This is a genomic window from Aeromonas sp. L_1B5_3 (genome assembly GCF_963866575.1).
GTDB classification, from domain to species: Bacteria; Pseudomonadota; Gammaproteobacteria; order Enterobacterales; family Aeromonadaceae; genus Aeromonas; species Aeromonas jandaei.
Genome location: NZ_CAWMDN010000079.1, coordinates 65,748 through 90,937, shown reverse-complemented (window position 1 = coordinate 90,937; position 25,190 = coordinate 65,748). Strand labels below are relative to the sequence as shown.

Sequence of the window (25,190 nt, the reverse complement as noted above, 5' to 3'; positions counted from 1 at the left end):
ATGGCAGCCATCTGTTTCAAGCCGATGAACCGCCATGCTGCACATTACTCTTCGTCGCTCTGATAAGGGTCGGCAAAGCCCAGCTCCTGCATGATGTCGCGCTCGAGCGCTTCCATCTCTTCGGCTTCCTCATCCTCGATATGGTCATAACCTAGCAGATGCAGACTGCCGTGCACAACCATGTGGGCCCAGTGGGCCATGAGGGGTTTGCCCTGCTCCTGTGCCTCGCGCTCCACCACCTGACGGCAGATCACCAGATCGCCCAGCAGCGGCAGCTCCAGACCGGGTGGCGCCTCGAACGGGAAGGAGAGCACGTTGGTGGGCTTGTCCTTGCCGCGATAGGTGAGGTTGAGTTCGTTGCTCTCCGCCTCGTCGACGATGCGCACCGTCACTTCGGCCTCCTGCTGGAAGCCGAGAATGGTGCCGTCGAGCCAGCCCTGCAGCTGGGCCTCGCTTGGCAGGCCGTCGGTGCTGGCACTGGCCAGTTGCAGATCCAGGGTTACGCTCATTGCTCGCTCTCTTTGCTGGTGTTTGCTTGGCTGGCCACCTTCTCGGCTGCCTGCTTGGCGTCGAAGGCCTCATAGGCCTGCACGATGCGGGCCACCACCGGATGGCGTACCACGTCGGTGGACTGGAAGAAGTTGAACGACAGACCATCAACGCCCTGCAGCACTTCCAGCGCGTGGCGCAGGCCGGACTTGGCATTGCGCGGCAGGTCGATCTGGGTGATGTCGCCGGTGACCACCGCCTTGGAGTTGAAGCCGATCCGGGTCAGGAACATCTTCATCTGCTCTGTGGTGGTGTTTTGGGCCTCATCGAGAATGATGAAGGCATCGTTGAGGGTACGGCCGCGCATATAGGCGAGCGGCGCCACCTCGATGATGTTGCGCTCCATCAGCTTCTCGACCCGCTCAAAGCCCAGCATCTCGAACAGGGCGTCGTAGAGCGGGCGCAGGTAAGGGTCGACCTTCTGGGAGAGATCGCCGGGCAGGAAGCCGAGCTTCTCGCCCGCTTCCACCGCCGGACGGGTCAGCAGAATACGGCGGATCTCCTGACGCTCCAGCGCATCCACCGCCGCCGCCACCGCCAGATAGGTCTTGCCGGTACCGGCCGGGCCGATGCCGAAGCAGATGTCGTGGCGTACGATATTGGCGATGTACTGGGCCTGATTGGGGCTACGTGGCTTGATGAGACCGCGCTTGGTCTTGACCGTCACCTCCTTGCCATAAGGGATGGAGGGGGCCGGTTCGTCATCCTGCTCCAGCACCCGCGACTCCAGAATGGCCAGATGAACCATGTCGGGGGTGATGTCGGTTACCTTGCCACCCTTGAGGGGCTGGGTTTCCACATAGAGGTGCTTGATGATGACGGCGGCGGCATCCACCTGGGCCTGCTTGCCCAGCAGCTGGAAGTGGTTGTCACGGTAGCTGATCTCGATGCCGAGGCGGCGCTCCAGCTGCTTGATGTTGTCATCGAAGGGGCCGCAGAGACTGGCAAGACGCTGGTTGTCGGCGGGTTCGAGATGCAGGTTCAGGGTCGAGAGGTGTCGGCTCACAATATCCTCGTATCAGGGCGCTCCCCATCCGCCGGGCGGATGGGGAGGGGGAGATTAATGGGGAGTGAAGGCGGCCACGCCCAGCTCGTCCGGCACGTTGTCGGGACGACGGGCCAGAATGTCGCTCGGGGCGGTGGCGATGCGCAGGTTCATCTCGCTCTCGCCGCGGATGAATTTGCCGCGCAGGGAGTTGGGCAGCACTTCGGTGATTTCCACGTCGGCAAAGCCGCCAATCAGGGTATGGGCCCCTTCAAAGTTGACCACCCGGTTGTTCTCGGTGCGGCCGCACAGCTGCATCGGGTCGAGCTTGGATGGCCCTTCCACTAGAATGCGCTGGGTGGTGCCCAGCATGGAGCGACCAATCTGCATCGCCTGATTGTTGATGACGTGCTGCAGGCGGGCCAGACGGGCTTTCTTCACTTCCATGTCGACATCGTCGGGCATGTCGGCGGCCGGCGTACCGGGGCGCGGACTGAAGATGAAGCTGAAGCTCATGTCAAAGCCCACATCCTCGATCAGCTTCATGGTGGCCTCGAAATCCTCATCGGTTTCGTTCGGGAAGCCAACGATGAAGTCGGAGCTGATGGTGATGTCGGGACGGGCGGCGCGCAGACGACGGAGCTTGGATTTGTACTCCAGAATGGTGTGCGGGCGCTTCATCATGGTCAGGATACGGTCGGAGCCGCTCTGCACCGGCAGGTGCAGGAAGCTGACCACTTCCGGCGTGTCCTTGTAGACCTCGATGATGTCGTCGGTGAACTCGATGGGATGGCTGGTGGTGTAGCGAATACGGTCGATGCCGTCGATGGCGGCCACCAGACGCAGCAGCTCGGCGAAGGTGCAGATGCCGTCGTCATGGGTCGGGCCACGGTAGGCGTTGACGTTCTGGCCGAGCAGGTTCACTTCGCGCACCCCTTGCTGGGCGAGCTGGGCGATCTCATAGAGCACGTCGTCGAGCGGACGGCTCACCTCTTCACCGCGGGTGTAGGGCACCACGCAGTAAGTACAGTATTTGGAGCACCCTTCCATGATGGAGACGAAGGCGGTCGCCCCTTCGGCGCGCGGCTCAGGCAGGCGGTCAAACTTCTCGATCTCGGGGAAGCTGACGTCCACCTGGGCGCCACGTCCCTCCTGAGCCTGTTTGATCATGGTGGGCAGGCGGTGCAGGGTCTGCGGGCCGAACACGATATCGACATAGGGAGCGCGTTGGCGAATGGCATCGCCCTCCTGGGAGGCCACGCAACCACCGACACCGATCACCAGACCGGGCTTGTTTGCCTTGAGCTTTTTCCAGCGGCCCAGCTGGTGGAACACCTTCTCCTGCGCCTTTTCGCGGATGGAACAGGTGTTGAGCAGCAGCACATCTGCCTCTTCCGGCTCCTCGGTAAGCGTGTAGCCATTGCTGGCATCCAGCAGGTCGGCCATCTTGGACGAGTCGTACTCGTTCATCTGGCAGCCCCAGGTTTTAATGTGAAGTTTCTTGCTCATTGCTACTCTTGACTGGTTTTGAATTTGGCATGGTCAAAGGACCGGGCATTTTACTCCGCAATCGTGAGACTGCCTAGCGAATATCCAGTCCGGCCCCTTTGCCAGCGGGGGCGCCGCGTGAAGGAGAAAATCGGCTTTCCCCTTGATTTGACGCAGCAATTCTCCACCCCCTTCACTGTTTATCCCGCCCCCTTGCGGTATCATGGCGCCATTCGGTTTGGCCCCGGCCACCCATGAACGGGGCGCCCCTTTTGCAGGAATAAAGTTATGGAACAGTGTGATATCGCCATCGTCGGCGCCGGCATGGTGGGGGCGGCTACCGCCTGTCTGCTGGCGGCCCAGGGCCTCTCGGTGCGGGTCATCGAAACCCAGCTGCCGGAGCAATACGCGCCGGAGCAGCCGCTGGATCTGCGGGTCTCCGCCATCAGTCAGGCCTCGGTGGCGCTGCTGGAGCAGGCTGGCGCCTGGCACCATCTGCAGCAGATGCGGATCTGCCCCTATCGCCGGCTGGAGACCTGGGAGCTGGATGGCTTTGCTACCCGCTTCAACGCCGCCGATCTCGGCCTGCCCCAGCTCGGTTACATCATCGAGAACCGGCTGGTGCAGCTCGCCCTGCTCAAGCGGATGGAAGATTTCCCCAATATCCAGACCCACACCCCCGCGGCGGTGACCAGCCTGCGCCAGAGTGCGGATGAAGCTGTGCTGACTCTGGACGACGGCACTGAACTGGCCGCCCGCTGGGTGCTGGCCTGCGACGGCGCCGAATCCCACACCCGCAAGCTGGCTGGTATCGGCGTATCGCGCTTCGAGTACCGCCAGCACTGCATGCTGATCAATATCGACACTGACTTTGCGCAGGAAGATATCACCTGGCAGCAGTTCACCCCGAGTGGCCCGCGCGCCTTCCTGCCGCTGCCCGGTCAGCACGGCTCCCTGGTGTGGTATGACAGCCCGGCCCGGATCCGGGCGCTGGCGGCCATGAGCAACGAGGCCCTCGCCACCGAAGTGCGCCGCCACTTCCCGAGTCGGCTCGGCGGCTTTACCGTCACCGGCAAGGGGAGCTTTCCGCTGGTGCGCCGCCACGCCAACGACTACCACGCCGGTCGGGTGGTGCTGCTCGGCGATGCCGCCCACACCATCAACCCGCTGGCGGGGCAGGGGGTCAACCTCGGCTTCAAGGATGTCGCCTGCTGGATCGACTTGCTGCAAGGTGCTGGCGCCGACTGGCATCAACTTGTGCTGGCCGAGCGCTACGAGCGGCGCCGTCGTCCCGACAACCTGCTGATGCAGTCGGGGATGGATCTCTTCTACGGGGTATTCAGCAACGAGATTGGCCCCCTCAAGCTGGCTCGCAATCTGGCCCTCAATCTGGCTGATAAAGCTGGCCCCCTGAAGGAGATGGCCCTGCGCTACGCGCTTGGACTGGTGTAAGCGGGGAGGATGCAGAAGGCCAATTGCCGTTGCCTGTGCTGTTCATGTCTGCAAGGTTGGCAGAATGGGCTGTGCAGGCGCGAAAAAGCGAGTATAACGGGTCGGCTATCAACCACGATTTGGGAGAGAAGGGATGAACAAGGCACTACTGGTGATCGATTTTATCAACGACATCGCCCATCCTGACGGTCGCATTGCAACCACGGCCGACCATGTGATGGAGCAAAACGCCATCGCGCATGCCAATGAGGCGATGGCTTATGCCCGCGACCACGACTGGCTGGTGGTGCTGATCAAGGTCGGTTTCGACAGCCGTTATCAACTGCAACCCAAGGGTTCCCCCATGTTTGGCCGGGCCCATCAGCTTGGCGCCCTCTCACTTTGTGACAGCGGCACCGATTTTCATGCAGACCTCGATGTGCAGCCCGGTGATCTGGTGCTGGCCAAACCCAGAGTGAGTCCATTCTATGGCACTGCGCTGGAACCCGCCCTGCGGGCCAACCACATCGACCACCTCTATCTGTGCGGCGTAAGCACCAGCTGGGCCATTCAGGCGGCAGCGCGAGATGGTCACGATCGTGATTACGCCATCACCATTCTGGAGGATGCCTGCGCGGCGGCGGATGCCACCGAGCACCACACCTCGCTGCGGATGCTGAGCCGTATCGCCGAGGTCATCAAGGTGTCCCAGCTCGACTGACCCTTTGGCAGCAGGCTGCGCTTGCTCACTGTTTTGACATTTATGTCTGCGGCCCTCTGTTGGGCCGCAGACGTTCCCGCTTCTCGGCCGAGTCGGTGACGTCCGCGCAGGCTATTCCTGTCAGTAGTGGTGAGAGCAGTATGGGATTGTTTTCCGACACAAACGCATCGCTGCCAACCCACAGCTATCAATGCGATGGTCGTCAATATTGTTCCCAGATGACCTCTTGCGAGGAGGCGACCTGGTTTTTACAAAACTGCCCTGATACCAAAATGGATGGAGAGGGAGATGGCATCCCCTGCGAAAATCAGTGGTGCGGGAATTAAATACTATTTCTAAATAAAAAATGGATGATTTGTTCTTTTTTTATCCGGTTCGGGAGCTGGCCTGAAACCTTGCCGGATGGTGTGACATGGTGACATTTGGTCTCAGTTGGCTAAGTGAAAATTGGGTGCTTTACTCTACTTGCTGACCTAATTGTTAATAGTTGGCGAGGCGCCACTTTTGCCACAGGATGGCCACCATGATTGATAACATGCCGGGGGGGATGCGTCGCTTTGCCGAGCGAGCTCAGGATCTGGTTGCATTGCTGGATTCACTGGATGACCAGTTTGCAGTAATAGACGGCAACGGGGTGATCCATTATACCAACCTCGCCTGGAATCGATTCGCCGAGCAAAATGGCATGGCAAAGGGGTATAACTGGCGTGGCGTCAATTATTTAAGCGCTTGCGATGGCTCTGCTGAACCTTCGGCGCTGAGCGCTATTGAGGGCTTGCGACGGGTCATGCTGCGCCAGCAGGAGAGCTTCTATCTGGAATATCCCTGCCACAGCCCGGATACCCAGCGCTGGTTCATGATGCGCATTGTTCCGGTCAAAGGGATAGATGCCGAGTTTTATGTCATCACCCATTCCAATATTACCGAGCGAAAATTGCTGGAGCTCGAGGTCGCCAACCTTTCCCTCCATGATCCCCTGACCGGACTGGCCAACCGGCGGCTCTTCAACAACTTCCTGCACAACGAGTGGCGCCGCAGCGTGCGCGAGCATACCCCCCTCTCCCTTATCATGCTCGATCTCGATAACTTCAAGGCGTGCAATGACCATCTTGGCCACCAGATGGGGGATGGCTCCCTCCAGCTGGTGGGCCATCTGTTGCAATCCTTTTGCCAGCGACCGGCGGATCTGCCCTGCCGCTTTGGCGGTGACGAGTTTGCTCTGATCCTCGGTAATACCAACAGAGAGGCTGCACAACGGATTGGCGAGGAGATCCGCCAGGCCATCCACGATCTCGACATCGTGGTGGCGGACAATATCCAGCTCAGCGCCAGTATTGGCATTGCCACCTACACGGCAGAGCAACCGCTGGAGGGGGAAGGGGAGTTGCTGGCTGCGGCCGATGCGGCGCTCTATAGCGCCAAGGGGGCGGGTAAGAACCGTAGTTATTGCACCAACTGTTGAGCCTGACCGCCGCTTTTGTTGTTAATGCGCCCCCTTCCGGGGGCGTACTGTTTTGGCTGGGTATTGAACAAACCCATAGCCGCTGCCATCAGCGCTCGGGCGTGGCCGAGATTGGCGTAGGGTGCGCGGCGATCACCAGCTTGACGAAGCTGTCGCGGATGGGGTCGGCAAAGAGGGGATTCCATACCAGACTGACCTCCCACTCGGAATTGGGGCCAGAGAGAGGATAGAGGGTGACGTCAGGGCCGGCGATAAAGCTGACGCTGCGCGGCAGGATGGCGTTGCCGATCCCGGCGGCGACCAGCGCTACCAGGGTCTGGATATCTTCGGCCTCCTGGATCATCCCGGTCAGCCGGTTGGCGCCGAGAAAACCGGCGATCTGCTGGCTGAGGCCGGGGCAGCGGTGGCCCACCATCTGCAGCAGCGGCTGGCTGGTCAAGGCCTGCTGGAGATCAAACGCAGCCGGATCTGGCAAGGTCATCCGGGTTGGCACTGCCAGCACCAGCCGGTCGATCAGCAACCTGTGCTCGCGTAACTGCGGCAACTGCGGGCGGCGCATAAAGCCAAGCTGGAGTTGACCGGAGAGCAGTTGCTCCTGCTGGATAGCGGAGGGCATATCCTGCAGATGCACCATCACATCGGGCACCTGCTGCTTGAAGCGGGCGACCAGCGAGGGGGCCAGTGCAAAGCTCGACAGACCAAAACCAATCTTGAGCCGACCGGCTATCCCGCTCGCTACCGCCAGCGCATGGCTCTCGAACTCCCGCCCGTGCTCGACCAGCGCACTCGCCTGGGTCAGCAGCTGGGCGCCGACGGCAGTCAGTTCTGCGCCGTGACGACCGCGATTGAACAGGGTGCTGCCGAGGGTCTGCTCCAGTCCCTGGATCTGCTTGGTGAGGGCGGGCTGGGTAATGAAGAGGCGATTGGCCGCTTCCCGGTAGTTGGCGGTCTCGGCCAGCATCACGAACGCCTGCAGTTGTTTAAGGTCGAATTTCATTCCGTTTGATTATCGAAAGTGGTCATTTACTCATTATAAATTATCTAAACGCCCTGTTCTAATGGGGCTGAAAGGGGAGCCGAGTCCCCTCCGACCTGGAACAAGGAGTCATATCATGTCTACCCAACGCTATCTCTTTTTGATCAAAGGCTCTCTGGTGCTGGCCCAGCCGCTGGCCGCGCCTGAAACGGGGGAGCTGCTCGCCAGCCTGCTGCAACAGGGGTTTGTGGTCGGCCCGCTGCAGGTGTGGGCTGGCAGCGCCGAACAGGCGCTCGCCTGTTATGAACGTGCCGCCCAGCAGCAGGCTTTTGCCGATGCGCTGCAGGGGGCTGAGCCTGAGCTTACGGGAGTATCGGCATGATTACCGGCATGAGTCGCGAACCGGCCGTTTGTACAGGCGGTACAAAAACCATGGCGGTCGCCGCCCTGCTGCTCGATATGGATGGCACCCTGGTCTGCTCGACCGACGATGTGGAGCAGGTATGGCGGATCTGGTGTCGTGAACATCAACTCGATCCCGAGCCGGTGCTGGCGATGTGCCACGGTATGCGCTCGCGGGAGGTGATCCGGGCGCTGGCCCTGCAACTGGATGTGGAACGGGAGGCGGCGCGGCTCGACGAGCTGGAGATGCTGCATACCGGCGGCGATGCCATCGCCGGGGCTGGTGAGTTGCTGCGCCGCTTGCCGCCAGAGCGCTGGGCCATCGTGACCTCCGCCAGTGAGCGGGTTGCCCGTCACCGCCTGCACTGTGCCGGTTTGCCGCTGCCCAACCTGCTGGTGGGGGCCGAAGCTGTGGTCAATGGCAAACCCGATCCCGAGCCCTATCTGCTGGGGGCTGAACGGCTTGGTGTCTCGCCCGCTGGTTGTCTGGTGTTCGAGGATGCCCCTGCCGGTATCGAGAGCGCCCTGAACGCAGGCTGCACCGTGGTACAGGTGGGGGGCGATGTGCCGCTTAATCCGGCAGTGGTGGCGGTGATCCGCGACTGGCGCGAGGTGAAGGTGGAGGTCGGAGAGACATCTCTGCTGGTGACGCTGCCTGCTTGATCGATGGAGAGAGCACGTTGCAGCCACAGCCTGCCGCAATAAAAACGCCCCCGATCTGCGGGGGCGTTTTGCTATCTGGGCGTTATTTGAAAACGCGGAAACGGGTGGCGTCGTCGATAAAGGTCTTCTCTCCGGCCGGTTGCTTGATGCTGCCAAAAGGCATCTGGGCGCGCAGCAGCCAGCTGGCGGGCAGGTTCCACTCCTTGCGTACCGCCTCGTCGATCAGCGGATTGTAGTGCTGCAGGGAGGCGCCGACTTTCTCCTGCGCCAGCGTCGTCCAGACCGCAAACTGGGCGATGCCGGTGGCATGTTCCGACCAGATGGGGAAGTTGTCGGCATAGAGGGCGAATTTTTGCTGCAGATCCTTGATGACGTCGGTGTCCTCAAAGAACAGCACTGTGCCAAAGCCTGCTCGGAAGCTGCCATCCACCTTGGCCTCACTCTGGGCGTAGGCCTCCGGCGGCACGATCTTTTTCAGCTCGGCTTTGACGATATCCCACAGCTTGTGGTGCTGGGCACCAAACAGGATGACGGCGCGGGAGCTCTGGGAGTTGAAAGAGGAGGGGCTGTGCCTGATGGCATCCTGGATCAGGGCCGTCAGCTGCTCCGGCGTATGGGAGACCTGGTCACCCAGGGCATAGATGGTACGACGTGCTTTGATCTGCTCGATAAACGGACTGCTCATAACATCTCCTTTGCTTGATAGTCACCGGGCGCCAGCCTTGTGGCCAGCCATCCCCTGTTGTTCAAGCTATAGACTATACCACCCGATTATCTTCCGGGCGTTTACATGCAGTGGGTTCACTTTCAACCGGGGGTAAAAAACCGTCTGCAGGCGACCGGATTGATCGCCTGCAGATGGAGCTGGTTTAGCTGAACAGCAGGTAGGAGAGGGTCATGCAGCAGATGATGCCCGAGATGATGGGCACCGAGGTGCGCTTGATGATCTCGATGGGGTTGCTGCCGGTGATCGAGGCGATGACGATGATCACCGCGGCGACCGGCGACATGGAGCGGATCAGGTTGGCGGTGAGCTGCATCGGCAGGGCCACCGAGACACTGTTGACCCCGACCTTCTCGGTGATTTCGGGAATGATGTTGATAAAGGAGTAGAAGACAGCCAGACCGCTGCCGCTGATAAAGCCGATCAGCGCCGCCGTGCCGGAGAAGAAGAACATCAGGATGGAGCCGACACCGTCGATGTGTTTCACGCTATCGACCAGGGTATCTATGATGCCGATGGCTTTCAGTCCCTCCACCAGCATGCTGGCCGCCACGATGAGCGAGACCACCTGAGCGAGCCCTGTGCCCATGCCGGTAAAGAAGATGGCGAACTCCTTGCTGGTCTCCTTGATATTGCCCTTGCGCAGCAGCTCCACCCCTATGGTGAGCAGCAGGCAGACGAAGGTGATCTCCACCAGCCCGAGGGAGATATGGGTGAAGCAGATGCCGAACAGCAGTACCAGCACCAGTGGCAGTACCGGAAAGAGGCCGTAGTAGGCGGGCGGCAAGCCGGTGGGCACGGCGAGCGACTCCTCTTTTTCCTCCAGTCCGCCGCGCGCCTGCTGGCGCTTGTCCATCGCCTTTTGCCAGAAGTAGTGCACCACTGCCATCAACGCCAGCGTCGGCAGCGAGATGGGGGCGTGGTAGGAGACGATGTACTCCACCAACGGGATCCCCAGCTTCTGGGCGGCCAGCACGTTATCGGCCCCCAGCGGGCTGGGCATGATAGTTGCGGTTGTGGCAATGACGGCCCCGGCGGTGAGGGAGGACATGTTCGATGCCTTGAGCACCGGATAGAGGGTCGCCATCAGCAACACCGCCAGACTGGCAGCGCTCGGCACCACCAGCGAGAGCAGGTTGCCCAAGAGGAAGATCACAGGCACCAGCAGGTAGGGGGAGCGGATACGGCTCAAGGGGCGGGTCAGCAGCATGACGGTGACGTCGTTGGCGCCGATGTGGCTCATGTAGCTGGAGAAGCCGAACAGCACCATGATGGTGAGACCGACATTGCCCATCTGGCTGATGAAGATCTGCTTGATCTGGACGAAGGGATCGAGCCAGCTGAGGCCGCTGCTCTGCGCCGCAGGCAGCAGGGGGTGGCCCAGTCCGACGGCGGCAAACATCAGCAGCAATCCGGCGCCAAACAGCACTATCTTGGCATCGTAGTTTTTGGCGATGAGATAGCCGCAGATGACCAGGATCAGGGTGCTGACAATTATTTCCAGCATGTTTCCAACACTCTCTTCTTGATGTGAATGGGCCAGCGAGCTGGCGGTTCGGGATCAGATGGCGCGGGCAAGGGTCTCCATGCACCAGGCCCTGAATCCGGGCACGTCGATATCGAGACACACCTCGGCATTGGGCGCTCGCTTGAGCCGGTTGTTGATATCCACCGAGGTGGTGCCGAGGGTGTGTTCACCCCGGGTCTCGATGGCCACATGGCAGGCCCGGGTGATAAAGAGGTCGGGGCGCACCAGATAGGCGATGGCGCAGAGATCGTGCATCTTGAGCCCGGTCTGCATGCTGCCGCCGCGATAGTGGCCGAACAGGGCGTGGAGCATGGCGCCGGTGCGGTTGAGGGCGGGCAGCGCTGCAATCATCTCGCCGGTCAGGGTGGCCCGGCTGGTGACATCGAGTCCGCACATCACGATGGGCAGGCCGCTGCTGAAGACGATGTGGGCCGCCTCGGGATCCACGTAGATATTGAACTCGGCATTGGGGGTGTGGTTGCCCCGACCGGCCGAGCCACCCATCAACACGATCCGCGCGATCTTCTCCCGACACTCGGGGTGCAGGGTGAGCAGCAGGGCGATATTGGTCAGCGGCCCGATGGGCACCAGCGTCATGGGTTGTTCGCTGGCGAGCAGGGTGGCCTTCATGGCTTCGATGGCATGCTCCGGCATCGGCTGTTGCCCGGGCTCGGCAAACTCGTAACCATCGAGACCGGAGTGGCCGTGGATGTGGCTGGCGTTGTCGAGGGGGCGCACGAGGGGCTGGCTGGCACCCTGTGCCACCGGCACCTCTTGGCCGAAAAAGTGCAGCAGGCGCAGGGCGTTGCGGGTGGTCTTGCCGACATCGACATTGCCAGCGACCGTGGTGATGAGCGCCAGCTCGATCCCGGGATGAAACAGGGCGGCGGCGATGGCAACGGCATCGTCGATGCCGGGGTCGGTATCCAGAATAATGGCGACAGGGTTCACGCTGTTCTCCTCGGTGTTAATCGGCTTGGCGGGCATCGGCTTGGCTGGCATCGTGGGGCCAGCAGCAGATGAAGGGGTCGACAATCTCGCGGGTCAGGCCATCGGTGAGGCCGAGATCGGTCAGATGGGGCCCCGCATTGCAGGCAAGACAGGTTCCTTCGATGGCCTTGAAGACCCGGTAGGGGGGCTCCCACTCCACCACCTTGCCGCTCACTTCGCGCAGGGCGTGGAAGCTGGCGGCCAGCTCGCTGGCTGGCAGGTCGGAGAGCATGCCGGCGATGGGCATGGCAACGTGGGCCAGCACCTTACCCTGCTGAACGACCGCCATGCCGCCCCCGCTGGCGATCAGGGTATTGGCGGCCAGCATCATCTCTTGCGGGTCGCGCCCCAGCACCACCAGATTGTGGGAGTCGTGGGAGTAGCTGGTGGCGATGGCCCCCTGCAGTTCGCCCCACCCCTCCAGCAGCGCCAGCCGAGTGCCCCCCTGATGGCGACCATGGCGGTGTTGCACCGAGATGAGGCTAAATCCCGCTGGCACGATGACCTGACCATCCCGAACCTCAACTTCGGTTTCACTCCACTGGGTGAAGCGAGCCCCCTTGATGGTCTTGAAGCGGGCACGCCCCGCAGCCAGCCCGGGTACCGGGATGATGAACTCCTCCAGCGTGCGCAGGGGGATCTGCATGGTTTCGCGCGGCGCCTGACAACCAGCGACAGGCTCGGAGGGTTTGAGAATGGCGCCATGGTGGGCGACCCGCTGGCCGCCGCTGTAGACCCAGAGCGGGTTGAGATCGGTGAGGTTGTCGAACACCACCAGGTCGGCGCAGCGGCCGGCGGCAACCAGCCCCAGATCGTTGCGCTGCAGCCGGATGGCGGCATTGAGGGTGGCCATCCGCAGCACGTCGGGTACCGCCAGCCCCAGCTCTGCCAGCAGTTTGACCAGCGCAATCATGCCACCCTTCTCCAGCAGCATGTCGGGCGGCACATCGTCGGTACAGAGGGTGATTTGGGAGGAGAGGTGGGGCAGCTGTTTCAGCGCTGCGACGATCTCCGGCAGCAGGTAGGGGTGGGAGCCGCGCAGCTGCAGGGTGAGCCCGGCCCGCAGCTTCTCCAGCGCATCGGCAGCCGAGGTGAGTTCGTGATCCGAGCTGACCCCGGCGGCAAGATAGGCTTGTAGCCGGTGACCACACAAGCCCCGGGCGTGTCCCTCAATCAGGGCATTGCGCTGCAAACCGGCGTGCAGGATGCCGGTCATCCGCTCGCTGCCGCCCAGCACCCCCTGCATGTCCATCACCTCGGCGATCCCCGCCACCTCCGGCCACTCCAGCATGGTCGCCATCTCGGGGCCATGGAAGTCGGCGCCCGACATCTCGAGACCCGGTGTCGAGGGAACGCTGGAGGGGGCGGCGCAGATGACCCGCAGCGGCAGGTTGCGGCTGGCGTCGATGGCGTAGCGCACCCCCGCCAGCCCGAGCACATTGGCCAGCTCGTGGGGATCCCAGAAGATGGTGGTGGTGCCCTGCGCGACCACCACATCGGCGTAGCGCTCCGGCGTCAGGTGGGAGCTCTCCACATGAACATGGCTGTCGATAAGACCGGGCGAGAGATAGGCGCCGGCCAGATCGTGGGTCTCGCGTGCCTGCTGGAAGGTGCCGACCGGATGGACGCTGGCGATCAGCGGGCCGACCAGCCCCACGTCGACGGGGCGGATCTCGCCGGTCACCATGTCGATCAGGTTGGCGTTGGTCAGCAGCAGATCGAAGGGGGCTTCGCCGAGGGCTGCCTGCACGGCGCGGCGGCGCAAGTTGAGGGATGCATCTTGTTCACACATGAAGGAGATGGCCTGACAAGGGGAATAATGGGCCCACTTTAGGGAGGGGATTGGCCCGTGCATAGCGCAAAGAATTTATAACTGGATAAGAAAGGGTTATGCTGCTGCAAACGTTTTTCTCCGGTTGTCGATTTCATGTCCGAACCCTGGCGCCGTCTGCCTGCGCTCTCTCTCAAGCAGATCCAGTATTTTGTCACGCTGGCCCAGCTGCGCCACTTCACCGAAACGGCCAATCAGATGGCCATCAGCCAGCCCGCCCTGAGCAGTGCCCTGCGCCAGATTGAATCTGTGCTTGGCGGTAAACTGTTTCACCGTACCGCGCAGGCGGTCACCCTGACCGAACAGGGGGAGGCGATCCTGCCCCACGCCAAGGGGCTGCTCAATGTGGCCCACGCCGCTTTTGCCGATATGCAGCAGGTGATGGCAGAAGGGGGCGATGGCACCCTGCGCATCGGTCTGATCCCGTCGGCCTGCACCCTGATGTTTCCGCTGGCGGCCGCCCGTCTGCAGCAGCAGTTTCCGGGCTTGCGGGTCGAGTTTCAGGATCACACCAACGACGGTCTGTTGCAGGCGCTGGCCGAGGGGTCTCTGGATGCGGGGATTGGCGTGCTGGATGGCGAGTTGCCCGGTTCGCTGGAGGTGACGCTGCTGCTGGACGATGCGCTGGTGGCGGTGATCAACCGGCAGGATCCGCTGGCAGCGGCGGAGGCCATCAGCTGGCAGGCGCTGATCCGCCGCGACATCGCCCTCTTTGCCAGAGGCAACGTCAGCCGGCAGGTCAACGGGCTGGCCCAGAGCCAGCTGCCCGGGCTCAAACCCAGATACACAACAGATTATGTCGAGACGCTTTACGGCCTGGTGCGCTCCGGGCTGGCGGTTGCCATTCTGCCCGGGCTCTATGCCGCGAACCAGTGCGATCCCCAGCTCAAGGTCGTGGCGTTGCGCGAACCGGTGCTGAGCCGCACCCTGGCCCTGATGTGGGCGAAGGGGCTCTCTCGTTCAACCCGCATCGATGAGGGGCGCGCGTTGCTGCGTCAGGTCATCATGGCGCAGTACGCCGCATCCTCCTCTCGCTAACCGGCTGTCGGGCTGGTGACAGGAGCTGTCCGATGGCCGCTTGACCCTGACGGGAGCAGGTTGTGGCAACTGCCTTTGGTTGCTCGCCTCCACTTCTGATATTTCACCGGTTTCCCCTTCTGATTCAATTCGTTGCATCGATGGCTCCGCCCGCATTCCTGATTTGGCGCGACTTGAGCAGCATGGGTGGCGATTGTCCCCCATCTGGCGCTGGCCCCGCTGCTTTGTATAGTGCCGGTGGAATTAATCAGGTTTGACAGGAGTACCGATGGAGATGAATTCGCGCGCGCTTCGCGCACTGGCCCTGTTGGGCGCCTTGCTCGCTGGCAGTACGACCGTGCATGCCTCCGAGACCCTCAATACCATTCTTGGTGGCGGCGCAGGTGGGGTTGCGGGCACCATGATCGGCAAGGAGCTGGGGGGCGATACCGGTGCGCTGGTTGGTGCGGCCATTGGTGGCGCAGCTGGTGGTGCGGCGACGGCCAACAAGGGCAACAAGAATGAAGCGGCCCTTGGCGGCGCGGTGGGGGCGCTGGGTGGTGCCGCCATCGGCAAGAGTGTCGGTGGTGATACCGGCCAGCTGATCGGCGCCGGCGTTGGCGGGGCGAGCGGCTCGGCCATCGGTGCCAAGACCGGCGATGGCCACCAGAGTCAGGATCGCTATTACGATGATGACCACCATCACAAACACCACAAAAAGCACAAGAAGCATAAAAAGCACAGATGGCATGACGACGATTGATCGCCATCTGTCGTGAATGGTGGGAATGAAACAACGGGGCCAGTGGGCCCCGTTTTGCATGTTTGCTCAGACCAGCCGGTGCTGGCGGCGACCGGCGGCAAAGGCGTTGATGTTGTCGATCAGCTGGTCGGCCAGCCGCTGCATCGACTCCTCGCTGGCCCACGCCACATGTGGGGTGAGGATGAAGTGGGGGTATTGCAGCGCCTTCATCAGGGGATGGTCGGGGGGCGGCGGTTCGACGCTTGCCACATCGAAACCGGCACCGCCGAGGCGGCCGTTGGCCAGCGCCCGCAGCAGCGCCTCTTCATCCACCAGACCGCCACGGCCGACGTTGATCAGCAGGGCGCCCGGTTTCATCAAGCCTAGCTCCCGCTCGCCAATCAGGTTGCGGGTATAGGGGGTGAGCGGGCAGTGCAGGCTGATCACATCCGAGCTTTGCAGCAGCTCGTCGAGGGGCAGGCGATCTTCGTCGTGGCTGCCACCGATCTGGCTCTGGGCGTAACGTACCGTCATCCCCATTCCCTTGGCCCGCTCGCCGAGCGCCTGACCCAGGGTTCCCTTGCCGATGATGCCAAGCTGTTTGCCGTGCAGATCCATGATGTTGTGGTCGAAGAAGCAGAACTGACCGCTCTGTTGCCAGCGCCCCTCCAGCAGCGACTGGCGCCAGCAGAAGAGGTTGCGCGACAGGGCCAGCATCAACGCAATGGCGTGTTCCGGCACAGAGGGGCCCGAGTAGTTGCGGATGTTGCATACCCCGACGTTGGCGGCGCGGCACGCCTCCAGATCCACGTTGTCGCTGCCGGTGGCTGCGAGCGCGATGAGTTTGAGTTCCGGCAGTTGGGCCAGCTCGGCGGCGCCGATGCGCACCTTGTTGATGATGGCGATGCTGGCATCTTTCAGCCGTTCGACCACCTGTTCCGGGGCAGTGCTGGGATAACTCTGCCAGTGGTGGGGAAAGTCGGGATGATGCAGGGTGATGCCCGCATCCAGGGTATCGCTGTCGAGAAACACAATCTGCTGCATGTACCTTCCTGCCATATTCGGGTTTGAACCGTCATGATGCCAAAAAGGGCGCCATCAGAGCCAGTATGCCGCGCCATGGCGGGTGGGCTTTCTCCGGCAGATGTGATGTTGCGCGTGCTTTGTGGCCCTGGTCAGAGCCAGCCCAGATGGTTGAGCCACCCCTGAATGCGGGTGGGGGTTTCGCCCAGTTCCATCAGGGCGTAGGGGCGATAGTTGAGCTTGTGGCTGCGACGGCTCTCGGTCTGGCGTGCCTCGGCCGCCAGCAGCGGCCAGCGGCCGCCATCCTCCTGATAGAGATCCAGAGTAGGGATGGTGCCCTGCGCTATCTCTTTTGCGAGGATCTGGTTGCTCTGCTGGTCGGGGAAGAAGCCATCGAGCAGCACCAGCGCATCGGGGGCGGGCAGTTGTTCGCTGGCGATAAGGTTGGCTGTCCAGGCGGCGCCGGTGCCTTGCGCCAGGATCAGCTTGAAGCCCCCCTCCTGCAGCTTGGCATCGGCCAGCTTGCTGATCCGCTCTGCTAGTTGCTTGCGAAAGGCGTCACTCTCCTTGGCTTTTTTCTCGGCGGCGGGGTCGAGCTCGGTTTGCTGGGGAGAGGGGAGCAGCAGCAGGGTATCAAAGCCCAGCTGGCTGAGGGCACGGGTCAGTTGCCAGAGCTGACCGCTGCGCTGCCAGTCGGGCAGCAGGATGGCGAGACCCACATAGTTGTCGCTGTCATGCTTGGCAAACAGCACCGTCTGCTTGTCGATCTGGGTAGCCTCGGGTTGCCCTTTCCAGTCGCTCGCTTGCCAGTGATCGAGGGGGAGTGGCTCTGCGATGGGCGGCGCAACGTCGCTCGCCTGCGCGACATGGCCAGCCAGCATGGTCAATAACAGCAGTGATAAGGATAATCTGGCCATAGTGTGCTCCCCCGGTTATCTGGGTTAGCGGCGGCGGTGGGATTTTCTGAAGGGGGAGGCGGCGTTATGGCCGCGAACAGGCAATAAAAAAGCGAGCCGGAGGCTCGCTTTTTTGCAATCAATTCAACGTGGTCAATTAGTTGACGCGACGCTTGAATTCACCGGTGCGGGTATCGATTTCGATCTTGTCACCGATTTCTACGAAAGCGGCAACAGCCAGCTCGTAGGTAGTGCCTTTCAGACGGGCAGGCTTGGTCACTTTACCGGAGGTGTCGCCACGGGCAGCCGGTTCGGTGTACTCAACTTCGCGCACGATGGTGGTCGGCAGTTCTACGGAGATGGCTTTCTCGTTGTAGAAAGTCACTTCACACAGATCTTCCATGCCGTCTACCAGGTAGTTCAGCACGTCACCCAGGTTGTCTTTCTCTACGTCGTACTGGTTGTACTCGGTGTCCATAAAGACATACAGGGGGTCGGAGAAGTAGGAGTAGGTGCACTCTTTACGCTCCAGCTGAACAACGTCCAGCTTGTCGTCGGCCTTGAAGACAGTCTCGGTGGCGCTGCCGTTCAGCAGGCCTTTCAGCTTCATTTTGACCACGGCGGAGTTACGGCCGGATTTGTTGAATTCAGCCTTCTGGACCACCATCGGCTCGGTGCCGATCATGACTACGTTACCAGCGCGGATTTCCTGAGCGGTTTTCATGTAAAAAATTCCTGTTCGTGAAACGGACGGATAAAAACTGCCAGATTATATACGGCTTTCCAGAAATTTCACCAACCTCGTGACGAGATCCCCATCCCGGAGCAGCTTCTGTGACCAGAGTCGCCCATGTTGCTGCCAAATCGCGCTGTATTGCGGCCATTGGGCCCAGAGTGCGCGGCAATCTTCCCCACGGTTGAGAGCCAGATTGAAGCGGCGCAGCCATTGGCCGCAATCGGCAGGCAGATCAGCAAGATAGTGGTCGAGGAACTGCTCCAGTTTGATCAGATGGGCCTCCTCCTCCTGTTGGTAGATATGCCAGAGGAAAGGACGTGCTGCCCACTGGGCCCGCACGAAGGAGTCCTCCCCGCGCACCAGATTGAGATCGCAGCTCCACAGCAATCGATCGTAACCGGCCTGATCGGTCATCGGCAGCAGCTTGATGCTGAGGTTGCCCGAGTGGAGCAGCTCTCCCGCTTTGGCCGCAGGGATGGCATCTGCCAGACCGGCGCCGGTGAGCACATCGTTGAGAGAGCGCCCCAGCGGCAGCAGCAGGGTGACGGGCGTGGCGCTCTGGCACCAGCTCTCGACCAAGCTTTGCAGTGCATCGCTCTCGTAGGTAAAGAGGCTTACCCGCTGCTCGTGCTCTTGCTTGGGTGGCAAACCGAGGCTGGCCCAGTAGGCTGCCAGTCCCGCATCATCTTGCTGCCACTGTTCCCGTTCGGCGATGAGGTCGTGCTCGCACAGGAGACCGCCGGTTTTAGCGGTAAAGCCCGGGAAGAAGAAGTATTTGTTGAGGCTCTGGTTGCCAACTCGTTGTGGCGAGGCGAGGCCGTGGCAATCCTCGACCCAGCTCTCCGCCGAGAGGTACTCCAGATTGATCCAGCAGGGGGGCTTGGGTTGGCTCGCCATCTGCTCGGCCATTCGTTCAATGAAGGGGGCGGGCAGCTCGCAGGCAAAGGCCTCGATCACCACTCTGGCCGGGGTCATGTCGGTCGGCAGGGACTCATGCCAGTGCTGGATATAGATGCCATCGACCCACTGACCATCCTGTGCCGGGTCGAGCCCGGGGCAGATGCGGGCGAAACTTGCCAGATCGTCCACCCAAAGCCGCACCTGAACCTCATCGCCATGTGCCGCTATATTCCCCTCCCGCTTTAGCTGGCGGGCAAGTCGCCAGGTGACACCGATGTCGCCGAAGTTGTCGACGACGCAGCAGAAGATATCCCAGTCAAACGGGGGCAGGGGAGTTGTCATGGCTCGGGGTTCCAAATGCAAAAAAACCGGTGCGCAGGGTAGCACACCGGTTGACTGGCTTCTAACCGTCAGCGTGTGACGGCGGTCTGTGGCAGGTTACTCCTTGCCGTAGACGTTGTTCTCTTGCTCGCGTACCCGGATGAAGGTGGTGCGCTTGGTGAGCTCTTTCAGCTGGCTGGCGCCCACGTAGGTACAGGTGGAGCGCACGCCGCCCAGAATATCGCGCACGGCGTTCTCGACCGGGCCGCGGTAGGGCAGCAGCACGGTTTTACCCTCGGAGGCGCGGTATTCGGCGACGCCACCGGCGTGCTTGTCCATGGCGCTGGAGGAGCTCATGCCGTAGAACTTCATGAAGGGTTCGCCGTCTACATCGACGATCTCGCCACCGCACTCTTCGTGGGCTGCCAGCATGCCACCCAGCATCACGAAGTCGGCGCCGCCGCCGAACGCTTTGGCGACGTCGCCCGGGCAGGTACAGCCGCCGTCACCGACGATCTGGCCGCCGAGGCCGTGGGCCGCATCAGCACACTCGATGATGGCGGAGAGCTGCGGATAACCGACGCCGGTCTTGACGCGAGTGGTACAGACTGAGCCCGGGCCGATGCCGACCTTGACGATGTCGGCGCCGGAGAGGATCAGCTCTTCGACCATCTCGCCGGTCACCACGTTGCCCGCCAGAATGACGTGGTTGGGGCAGGCTTCACGAATCTTGCGCACGAACTCGACGAAGTGCTCGGAGTAGCCGTTGGCCACATCGACACAGATGAAGCGCAGCGCTTCGGACATGGCGAGGATCTGGCGGGTCTTGGCGAAATCTTCAGCCGAGGTGCCGGTGGAGACCATCACATGGCCCAGCAGCGCCGGATCGGTCTCGTTGACGAAAGCTTGCCACTGCTCAAGGCTGTAGTGCTTGTGTACCGCGGTCATCATCTCGAAACCGGCCAGCGTGCGCGCCATGGCAAAGCTGCCGACGGTATCCATGTTGGCGGCGATAACGGGTACGCCTTGCCATTGGGTTTGAGTGTGTTTGAAGGTGAACTGACGGGTCAGGCTTACTTGGGAACGGCTCTTGAGAGTAGAGCGCTTGGGGCGGAACAGGACATCCTTGAAACCGAGCTTCAAGTCTTCTTCGATACGCATTACAAATTCCTTATTGAGCCTTGTTGAAAGTCACTTTTGCAGTGGCAAATTTTCGGCAGGCGCAAAAAAACCGGTGGTTTTCAGGCCCTCCGGTTTACAACAGTGTAGGCAAAAATCCCTTCAGAACAAGACTGATAATTCGCTCATTGTTGTGGTAGCCTTTGGCGTCACAACCTGAGGTTGGCCACAAGCTTCATCCAGCACCTTGTCTTGCCTCCCGTTTACCTCTTTTCCCCCTGTTTTCAACCCTATGCAATCGGCGTCGTTGCTGCCACCGACTGTCGCCTGCCGTTGCGGTTTGCCGGGCTGGTTGCGGCTGGTCACTACAAATCGGGTTGACCCCCGGGTTGGCTGTGATAGATCTGGGCGCAATATCGACAATGCGAGAAATCGTGATGGGCAAAAGATTGTTGAGTGCCGCCATCCTGTGGGGGCTTTGTGGCAGCGCACTGGCGGCAACACCGACCAGCTATGGCTGGGTCGAGAAGGGACTCATCATGCCGATCGGTGTGGCGGTGAAGATGAAGCTCGATACCGGTGCGCTCACCTCCTCTCTTGATGCGCGCTCCCTCGTCCACTTCAAACGGGATGGTAAACCCTGGGTGCGCTTCATGCTGGATGTGACCGACGCCGACAGCGGTGAGCGGGTCAAACAGCAGTTCGAGCGTCCGGTGGAGCAGAGCGTGACCATTCGCGGCGCCGGGGGCATCGAGCAGCGGCCGACCGTCACCATGTCCATCTGTCTGGGGGACAAGGTGTACGAGGAGTGGTTCACCCTGCGGGATCGCAGCGACATGATCTATCCGGTGCTGCTTGGCCGTCGCCTACTGGCGGATCTCGGCCCGGTGGATGCCGGTCGAACCTTTACCGTGCAGCCAAATTGTCATTGATAGCAAACAGCCCGCATCGCGGGCTGTTTGCTTATCGCTCATCTTGCCAGCGGAAGCGGGAGGAACACACTCACTTCCAGCCCTCCCTCCGGCCGGTTGTGGACATCAAGCTCGGCGCCGTGCAGCTGGGCGATACGCGAGACAATCGCCATGCCAAGGCCAACGCCGTCACCCTGCTGGGGATTGACCCGAAAGAAGCGCTCGCACAGCCGTGACAGTGCCGCGGTCGGAATGCCGGGGCCGTTGTCGCGGATATCGACCCTGACCCTGTGCCCCTCCTGTTGCACATTGACGGTGATCTCGCCCCCGGCCTGGGTGTAGCGCAACGCGTTGTCGATGAGGTTGCTGAAGAGCAGATCGAGCAGGGTGCCCTGACCCATCACCATCAGATTCTCATCCCCTTCCAGCGAGAGCTGTTGATCCTTTTTCAGGGCAATGGGGGCCAGCGTTGCCAGCGCGGTTTGCAGCAGCTGGCTCAGGTTGAGCTCGCTCTGCACCACCCCTTGCTGGTTGTCGATGCGGGCCTGGGTCAGCAGCTGGCGGATCAGCCGGTCGCTGCGATCGAGGGCCTGTAGCATCTTGTGCATCGATTGCTGGCGGCTCTCCTCATCCTCGGCACTCAGGGCGTTTTCACTGTGGATCCGCAGCACTGCCAGCGGGGTGCGCAGTTCGTGGGCTGCCTCGTTGGTGAACTGTTTCTCCCGTTCGATGGTTTCGGCCAGCGCATGCATCAGGCGGTTGATCTCGTTGGTGAGCGGAGTCAGTTCGTGGGCGCTGGTCTTGAGGTTGAGCGGGCTCAGGTTGGCGGGGTGGCGCTCGCTGATCGCTTGCGCCAGCAGGCGCAGGGGCGCCAGACCGCGGGTGATGAGCCACCAGAGCAGCACCAGCAGAAAGGGGAGGGTCAGCAACAGTGGCAGCATGGTAAGGGCCGCCATCTTGCTGGCCAGTTCACTGCGCTCGTCATCCCGTTCGGCCACCACCAGCCAGGTGCGGCCATCCTCGTTGTAGAGGGTGAAGGTGCGCCACTGATGGTGATCCTTTTTCACCGTACTGAAACCGCGGGTGAGCTCGACCAGTGGCTGATCCGGGGCACTGGGGGAGCGCAGCAGCATTACCCCCTTGTCGTTGAGCAGCTGGAAGTAGAGGTTGCGCTCGAACTCGTGACCATAGGGGGTGAGTTCCCGATCCTCGCCGCTCAGATTGAAGCTGGGATCCTTGGTCCACTCGTCGGGGTTTTGCACCTCCCAATCCTGATAGATGGTGCCATTGGCCGGCAGCGCACCTTGCTGGGCCAGATAGCGCTCCAGCAGCTGGTCGGTGATGCGGGCGGACTGGGCCAGCCGCGCATCGAACAGCTCCTCCATCTCGTGGCTCGCCTCCAGATAGCCGATGACGGCGCTAATGGTGAGGCTGAGCCCCACCAGCGTGAGAATGCCGGTGAGCAGAAAGCGGCGGATGGAGCGCGGTTTTTTCATCGGGGGGCACTCCGGCTGGCCTGATCAAGCTGGGGAATGATGTAACCGACGCCGCGAATATTGCGGATAAGGTCGCTGTAGAACTTCTTGCGCAAATGGTGGATATGTACCTCCACCGCGTTGCTTTCGGCCCCCTCGTCCCAGCCGTAGAGGCTCTGCTGTAGTTGCTCCTTGCTGAGCACCCGGCCGCTCTGGCTGATGAGCTCTTGCAGCAGCTTGTATTCGTGGGGGGTGAGCTTGACCGGGTCGCCCCGATAGGTGACCTGCTGCGCCTCGGGGTAGATAAGGATCTCCCCATACTCCAGCACAGCCTGCACCTGACCCTTGCTGCGGCGCACCAGCGCGCGCAGGCGGGCGTTGAGCTCCTGCAGGGCGAAGGGTTTGACCATGTAGTCGTCGGAGCCGGCATCCAGTCCGATGACCCGATCGTCGAGGGCATCGCGGGCGGTGAGGATCAGCACCGGCAGCTGGTGCCCCTCGCGGCGCAGCTTGCGCAGCAGGCTGAGGCCGTCGATATCGGGCAGGTTGAGATCCAGAATTAGGGCGGCAAACTCGTCGCTCTTGAGTGCCGTCAGGGCGGGCAACCCCTGTTGCAACCAGTCCACCGTATAACCGCTGTGGCGCAAGGCATCCTGCATGCCATCACCCAGCATCACATCATCTTCAACCAGCAGGATCCGCATTGTTATTCCCCTTGAAACGACTCTGCCCACCAGTATGCAAGCTGGTGGGCAGAGTTTAAATAGATCTCTGATACGGCAGAACTTTACAGCTTGGCGAGCCGCTCGCGGATCTCCATTTTGCGGCCCTCGTCCGCCACTTCCCGACCCGGGCGCGCTGGAGCTGCCATCGCCTTGTCCAGATAGGTTTTGGCCTCAGCCTTGCGCCCCTGATCCAGCAGGAAGTCGCCGTAGAAGAAGTTGGGGTCGATGCCGGTCGGGTTGATGGCCAGCGCCTGCTTGAGCAGCTGCTCCGCCTTCTCGTCATCGCCAAAACCGACCGGCCAGCCGGGCACCTGATAGTAGAGCGAACCCAGGCTGGTATAGGCGGAGCCCTCCAGCGCCTTGGGATCCTGCTTGATGGCCAGCTCCAGCTTGGCCTTGGCCTCTTTCACCAGCCCCAGCGCCCCCAGTCCGCCCTTGGCGCCAGCCCAGGTACTCTTGACGATGGCCGACCAGATGAGCAGGTCGGTGCGAAATGGCTCCTTGGCACTGGCCGCTTCGGCCTGGGTGCTCAGGGTTTCGAGGCAGCTCTCTTTCGCTTTGCCGCTCTGCTGGTACTGGCAGACGGCCCACTGTTGCTGAATAGGGGCGAGGGCGTCTGTGGCTGCCTGGGCGCAGGTCGAGCCAAGCAGGAGGGCGATGACGCAGGAGGTGGCGGATTTTAGCGCAACGTTCATATCAAAGTTCCTTTTTGGTCGGGATGGGGCGTGAGAGATCGGGCTGCAGCGCCGCGCCGCTCTCGGCCATACCCGGTTGTTGGCGGGCATAGCGTTTAATGATGGGCAGTTGTTTGGCCAGCGCCTTGTCGACGATGCCGGGCAGCAGGGCATTGAGTCGCACGAACAGCTTCTCCGGCCAGCCGAGCCAGCTGCGGCGGGTCTCGTTGCACAGGGCGATGATGGCCGCTTCGGCTACCTCCTGCGGGCTGTCGGTCTGGGTGCCGAGCGCCGCATTCATCTCGTAGGCAGCTTCGGAGTTGAGTTTGGTGCGGGTGGCTCGGGGGGCGAAGTGCAGCACCTTGATGCCGCTGCCCTCCAGCTCCCGCCCCAGCGCCTCGCTAAAGCCGCGCAGGGCGAACTTGGTGGCGCAGTAGACGCTGTAGCCCGGGTAGCCGATGCCGCCAAACCCTGACCCCATGTTCATGATGATCCCCGGTTTGCGCAGACGGGGCAGCAGGGCGCGGGTCAGCTGGACCGGCGCCTCGATATTGAGCAGCAGCTGGCGCTCGACCTGCTCGCTGCTCTGATCTTCCAGCCAGGCAAACTGGTTGCAGCCGGCGTTATTGATCAGGATGTCGAGCCCCTGCTCCAGTGCCGGGTGTTGCAGCAGCTTGGCCCGCTCATGGGGCACGCCAAGGTCGGCGATCACCACCTGATGGCGCTCGGGGTACGGCAGCGACTTGCACAGGCGCTCCAGCGCCGGAGCGCGGCGGCCGTGCAGCAGCAGATGGGCCCCCTGGGCGGCCAGCTCCTGAGCCAGCTCCTCGCCAATCCCGCCGCTGGCGCCGGTGAGCAGCACCGTTTTTCCTTCAAGTTTCATGATGCGGATTCCTTCTGG

Annotated in this window: 25 protein-coding genes and 1 pseudogene; 9 read left to right on the top strand and 17 right to left on the bottom strand. The window is 61.8% G+C overall.

Annotated elements, in window-relative coordinates:
• Positions 1–44: 44 nt before the first annotated feature.
• The 3 genes from ybeY to miaB are packed head-to-tail and all read right to left on the bottom strand — an operon-like array spanning position 45 to position 3,043.
• The gene (gene ybeY, locus AACR93_RS05050) at positions 45–509 is read right to left on the bottom strand and encodes an rRNA maturation RNase YbeY (protein WP_041209973.1); all 465 of its coding nucleotides are present in this window, start codon (positions 507–509) and stop codon (positions 45–47) included.
• Positions 506–1,555, bottom strand: coding sequence for a PhoH family protein (locus AACR93_RS05045; protein WP_043850173.1), 1,050 nt, complete (start codon positions 1,553–1,555; stop codon positions 506–508). The genes ybeY and AACR93_RS05045 overlap by 4 nt, the downstream gene beginning before the upstream one ends.
• A gap of 54 nt (positions 1,556–1,609) precedes the next feature.
• The gene (gene miaB / locus AACR93_RS05040) at positions 1,610–3,043 is read right to left on the bottom strand and encodes a tRNA (N6-isopentenyl adenosine(37)-C2)-methylthiotransferase MiaB (protein WP_043850172.1); all 1,434 of its coding nucleotides are present in this window, start codon (positions 3,041–3,043) and stop codon (positions 1,610–1,612) included.
• A 267-nt stretch (positions 3,044–3,310) separates the two neighbouring features.
• On the opposite strand from miaB, the gene AACR93_RS05035 reads away from it, so the two are divergent.
• The 4 genes and pseudogenes from AACR93_RS05035 to AACR93_RS05020 all read left to right on the top strand — a co-directional run bounded on the left by AACR93_RS05035 (position 3,311) and on the right by AACR93_RS05020 (position 6,636).
• Entirely contained in the window at positions 3,311–4,474 is a 1,164-nt protein-coding gene (locus AACR93_RS05035) for an FAD-dependent oxidoreductase (protein WP_043850171.1), read from the top strand.
• Positions 4,475–4,607: 133 nt separating this feature from the next.
• Positions 4,608–5,174 (top strand): isochorismatase family cysteine hydrolase, encoded by a 567-nt coding sequence (locus tag AACR93_RS05030; protein WP_043850170.1) that lies wholly within the window; start codon positions 4,608–4,610, stop codon positions 5,172–5,174.
• 185 nt (positions 5,175–5,359) lie between these two features.
• A pseudogene (locus AACR93_RS05025) lies at positions 5,360–5,500 on the top strand (excalibur calcium-binding domain-containing protein); the annotation flags it as partial.
• A gap of 197 nt (positions 5,501–5,697) precedes the next feature.
• Positions 5,698–6,636, top strand: a complete 939-nt coding sequence (locus AACR93_RS05020; RefSeq protein WP_043850169.1) for a sensor domain-containing diguanylate cyclase — start codon at positions 5,698–5,700, stop codon at positions 6,634–6,636.
• Between the two features lie 88 nt (positions 6,637–6,724).
• Here the strand turns inward: AACR93_RS05020 and AACR93_RS05015 are convergent, their stop codons facing one another.
• Positions 6,725–7,633 carry a LysR family transcriptional regulator gene (locus AACR93_RS05015; protein ID WP_043850168.1) on the bottom strand — a complete coding sequence of 303 codons (909 nt, stop codon included), beginning with the start codon at positions 7,631–7,633 and terminating at the stop codon, positions 6,725–6,727.
• Between the two features lie 115 nt (positions 7,634–7,748).
• Between AACR93_RS05015 and AACR93_RS05010 the strand changes: the two genes are divergently transcribed.
• Together AACR93_RS05010 and AACR93_RS05005 are read left to right on the top strand one after the other, a co-directional pair.
• On the top strand, positions 7,749–7,994 hold the full coding sequence (locus AACR93_RS05010) for a hypothetical protein (protein WP_043850167.1): 246 nt from the start codon (positions 7,749–7,751) through the stop codon (positions 7,992–7,994).
• On the top strand, positions 7,991–8,677 hold the full coding sequence (locus tag AACR93_RS05005; RefSeq protein ID WP_442853467.1) for an HAD-IA family hydrolase: 687 nt from the start codon (positions 7,991–7,993) through the stop codon (positions 8,675–8,677). Before AACR93_RS05010 ends, AACR93_RS05005 begins: the two co-directional genes overlap by 4 nt.
• 82 nt (positions 8,678–8,759) lie before the next feature.
• Here the strand turns inward: AACR93_RS05005 and AACR93_RS05000 are convergent, their stop codons facing one another.
• From AACR93_RS05000 to AACR93_RS04985, 4 genes are all read right to left on the bottom strand, one after another.
• Positions 8,760–9,362, bottom strand: a complete 603-nt coding sequence (locus AACR93_RS05000) for a nitroreductase family protein (RefSeq protein WP_005335120.1) — start codon at positions 9,360–9,362, stop codon at positions 8,760–8,762.
• Positions 9,363–9,546: 184 nt separating this feature from the next.
• The gene (gene dcuC, locus AACR93_RS04995; RefSeq protein WP_043850166.1) at positions 9,547–10,908 is read right to left on the bottom strand and encodes a C4-dicarboxylate transporter DcuC; all 1,362 of its coding nucleotides are present in this window, start codon (positions 10,906–10,908) and stop codon (positions 9,547–9,549) included.
• A 54-nt stretch (positions 10,909–10,962) separates the two neighbouring features.
• The gene (gene rihC, locus AACR93_RS04990) at positions 10,963–11,880 is read right to left on the bottom strand and encodes a ribonucleoside hydrolase RihC (protein WP_231556899.1); all 918 of its coding nucleotides are present in this window, start codon (positions 11,878–11,880) and stop codon (positions 10,963–10,965) included.
• 16 nt (positions 11,881–11,896) lie between these two features.
• Positions 11,897–13,711, bottom strand: a complete 1,815-nt coding sequence (locus AACR93_RS04985; protein ID WP_043850165.1) for an adenine deaminase — start codon at positions 13,709–13,711, stop codon at positions 11,897–11,899.
• A gap of 135 nt (positions 13,712–13,846) precedes the next feature.
• On the opposite strand from AACR93_RS04985, the gene AACR93_RS04980 reads away from it, so the two are divergent.
• Entirely contained in the window at positions 13,847–14,788 is a 942-nt protein-coding gene (locus tag AACR93_RS04980; RefSeq protein ID WP_043850164.1) for a LysR family transcriptional regulator, read from the top strand.
• A 268-nt stretch (positions 14,789–15,056) separates the two neighbouring features.
• Positions 15,057–15,530, top strand: a complete 474-nt coding sequence (locus tag AACR93_RS04975; RefSeq protein ID WP_043850163.1) for a YMGG-like glycine zipper-containing protein — start codon at positions 15,057–15,059, stop codon at positions 15,528–15,530.
• A gap of 66 nt (positions 15,531–15,596) precedes the next feature.
• Here AACR93_RS04975 and AACR93_RS04970 read toward each other — a convergent pair whose 3' ends face one another.
• The 5 genes from AACR93_RS04970 to AACR93_RS04950 all read right to left on the bottom strand — a co-directional run bounded on the left by AACR93_RS04970 (position 15,597) and on the right by AACR93_RS04950 (position 20,546).
• A complete protein-coding gene (locus AACR93_RS04970) occupies positions 15,597–16,553 on the bottom strand; it encodes a D-2-hydroxyacid dehydrogenase (RefSeq protein WP_043850162.1) in 957 nt (318 codons plus the stop codon).
• 131 nt (positions 16,554–16,684) lie between these two features.
• Complete coding sequence (locus AACR93_RS04965; RefSeq protein WP_040066845.1) at positions 16,685–17,449, bottom strand: DUF3530 family protein; 765 nt, start codon at positions 17,447–17,449, stop codon at positions 16,685–16,687.
• Between the two features lie 136 nt (positions 17,450–17,585).
• On the bottom strand, positions 17,586–18,152 hold the full coding sequence (efp, locus tag AACR93_RS04960) for an elongation factor P (protein WP_005335100.1): 567 nt from the start codon (positions 18,150–18,152) through the stop codon (positions 17,586–17,588).
• A gap of 45 nt (positions 18,153–18,197) precedes the next feature.
• Complete coding sequence (earP, locus tag AACR93_RS04955; RefSeq protein WP_043850161.1) at positions 18,198–19,406, bottom strand: elongation factor P maturation arginine rhamnosyltransferase EarP; 1,209 nt, start codon at positions 19,404–19,406, stop codon at positions 18,198–18,200.
• Positions 19,407–19,502: 96 nt separating this feature from the next.
• A complete protein-coding gene (locus AACR93_RS04950) occupies positions 19,503–20,546 on the bottom strand; it encodes a GMP reductase (RefSeq protein ID WP_005348017.1) in 1,044 nt (347 codons plus the stop codon).
• A gap of 395 nt (positions 20,547–20,941) precedes the next feature.
• Here AACR93_RS04950 and rloA3 point away from each other — a divergent pair, with 395 nt between their 5' ends.
• Positions 20,942–21,436, top strand: a complete 495-nt coding sequence (gene rloA3, locus AACR93_RS04945; protein WP_041209987.1) for a retropepsin-like aspartic peptidase RloA3 — start codon at positions 20,942–20,944, stop codon at positions 21,434–21,436.
• 38 nt (positions 21,437–21,474) lie between these two features.
• Here the strand turns inward: rloA3 and AACR93_RS04940 are convergent, their stop codons facing one another.
• The 4 genes from AACR93_RS04940 to AACR93_RS04925 all read right to left on the bottom strand — a co-directional run bounded on the left by AACR93_RS04940 (position 21,475) and on the right by AACR93_RS04925 (position 25,172).
• On the bottom strand, positions 21,475–22,911 hold the full coding sequence (locus AACR93_RS04940) for an ATP-binding protein (RefSeq protein WP_043850160.1): 1,437 nt from the start codon (positions 22,909–22,911) through the stop codon (positions 21,475–21,477).
• Positions 22,908–23,594, bottom strand: coding sequence for a response regulator (locus AACR93_RS04935; protein WP_043850159.1), 687 nt, complete (start codon positions 23,592–23,594; stop codon positions 22,908–22,910). The genes AACR93_RS04940 and AACR93_RS04935 overlap by 4 nt, the downstream gene beginning before the upstream one ends.
• Positions 23,595–23,677: 83 nt before the next feature.
• The gene (locus tag AACR93_RS04930; protein ID WP_043850158.1) at positions 23,678–24,310 is read right to left on the bottom strand and encodes a tetratricopeptide repeat protein; all 633 of its coding nucleotides are present in this window, start codon (positions 24,308–24,310) and stop codon (positions 23,678–23,680) included.
• Between the two features lies 1 nt (position 24,311).
• Positions 24,312–25,172 (bottom strand): SDR family oxidoreductase, encoded by an 861-nt coding sequence (locus AACR93_RS04925; protein WP_043850157.1) that lies wholly within the window; start codon positions 25,170–25,172, stop codon positions 24,312–24,314.
• Between the last annotated feature and the right edge of the window lie 18 nt (positions 25,173–25,190).

What these genes read in the sequence shown, in the direction of transcription:
- ybeY (WP_041209973.1), bottom strand. Translation starts at nt 509, where the DNA reads ATGAGCGTAACCCTGGATCTGCAACTGGCCAGTGCCAGCACCGACGGC.
- miaB (WP_043850172.1), bottom strand. Translation starts at nt 3,043, where the DNA reads ATGAGCAAGAAACTTCACATTAAAACCTGGGGCTGCCAGATGAACGAG.
- AACR93_RS05035 (WP_043850171.1), top strand. Translation starts at nt 3,311, where the DNA reads ATGGAACAGTGTGATATCGCCATCGTCGGCGCCGGCATGGTGGGGGCG.
- AACR93_RS05030 (WP_043850170.1), top strand. Translation starts at nt 4,608, where the DNA reads ATGAACAAGGCACTACTGGTGATCGATTTTATCAACGACATCGCCCAT.
- AACR93_RS05020 (WP_043850169.1), top strand. Translation starts at nt 5,698, where the DNA reads ATGATTGATAACATGCCGGGGGGGATGCGTCGCTTTGCCGAGCGAGCT.
- AACR93_RS05015 (WP_043850168.1), bottom strand. Translation starts at nt 7,633, where the DNA reads ATGAAATTCGACCTTAAACAACTGCAGGCGTTCGTGATGCTGGCCGAG.
- AACR93_RS05010 (WP_043850167.1), top strand. Translation starts at nt 7,749, where the DNA reads ATGTCTACCCAACGCTATCTCTTTTTGATCAAAGGCTCTCTGGTGCTG.
- AACR93_RS05005 (WP_442853467.1), top strand. Translation starts at nt 7,991, where the DNA reads ATGATTACCGGCATGAGTCGCGAACCGGCCGTTTGTACAGGCGGTACA.
- AACR93_RS05000 (WP_005335120.1), bottom strand. Translation starts at nt 9,362, where the DNA reads ATGAGCAGTCCGTTTATCGAGCAGATCAAAGCACGTCGTACCATCTAT.
- dcuC (WP_043850166.1), bottom strand. Translation starts at nt 10,908, where the DNA reads ATGCTGGAAATAATTGTCAGCACCCTGATCCTGGTCATCTGCGGCTAT.
- AACR93_RS04985 (WP_043850165.1), bottom strand. Translation starts at nt 13,711, where the DNA reads ATGTGTGAACAAGATGCATCCCTCAACTTGCGCCGCCGCGCCGTGCAG.
- AACR93_RS04980 (WP_043850164.1), top strand. Translation starts at nt 13,847, where the DNA reads ATGTCCGAACCCTGGCGCCGTCTGCCTGCGCTCTCTCTCAAGCAGATC.
- AACR93_RS04975 (WP_043850163.1), top strand. Translation starts at nt 15,057, where the DNA reads ATGGAGATGAATTCGCGCGCGCTTCGCGCACTGGCCCTGTTGGGCGCC.
- AACR93_RS04970 (WP_043850162.1), bottom strand. Translation starts at nt 16,553, where the DNA reads ATGCAGCAGATTGTGTTTCTCGACAGCGATACCCTGGATGCGGGCATC.
- AACR93_RS04965 (WP_040066845.1), bottom strand. Translation starts at nt 17,449, where the DNA reads ATGGCCAGATTATCCTTATCACTGCTGTTATTGACCATGCTGGCTGGC.
- efp (WP_005335100.1), bottom strand. Translation starts at nt 18,152, where the DNA reads ATGAAAACCGCTCAGGAAATCCGCGCTGGTAACGTAGTCATGATCGGC.
- earP (WP_043850161.1), bottom strand. Translation starts at nt 19,406, where the DNA reads ATGACAACTCCCCTGCCCCCGTTTGACTGGGATATCTTCTGCTGCGTC.
- AACR93_RS04950 (WP_005348017.1), bottom strand. Translation starts at nt 20,546, where the DNA reads ATGCGTATCGAAGAAGACTTGAAGCTCGGTTTCAAGGATGTCCTGTTC.
- rloA3 (WP_041209987.1), top strand. Translation starts at nt 20,942, where the DNA reads ATGGGCAAAAGATTGTTGAGTGCCGCCATCCTGTGGGGGCTTTGTGGC.
- AACR93_RS04940 (WP_043850160.1), bottom strand. Translation starts at nt 22,911, where the DNA reads ATGAAAAAACCGCGCTCCATCCGCCGCTTTCTGCTCACCGGCATTCTC.
- AACR93_RS04935 (WP_043850159.1), bottom strand. Translation starts at nt 23,594, where the DNA reads ATGCGGATCCTGCTGGTTGAAGATGATGTGATGCTGGGTGATGGCATG.
- AACR93_RS04930 (WP_043850158.1), bottom strand. Translation starts at nt 24,310, where the DNA reads ATGAACGTTGCGCTAAAATCCGCCACCTCCTGCGTCATCGCCCTCCTG.
- AACR93_RS04925 (WP_043850157.1), bottom strand. Translation starts at nt 25,172, where the DNA reads ATGAAACTTGAAGGAAAAACGGTGCTGCTCACCGGCGCCAGCGGCGGG.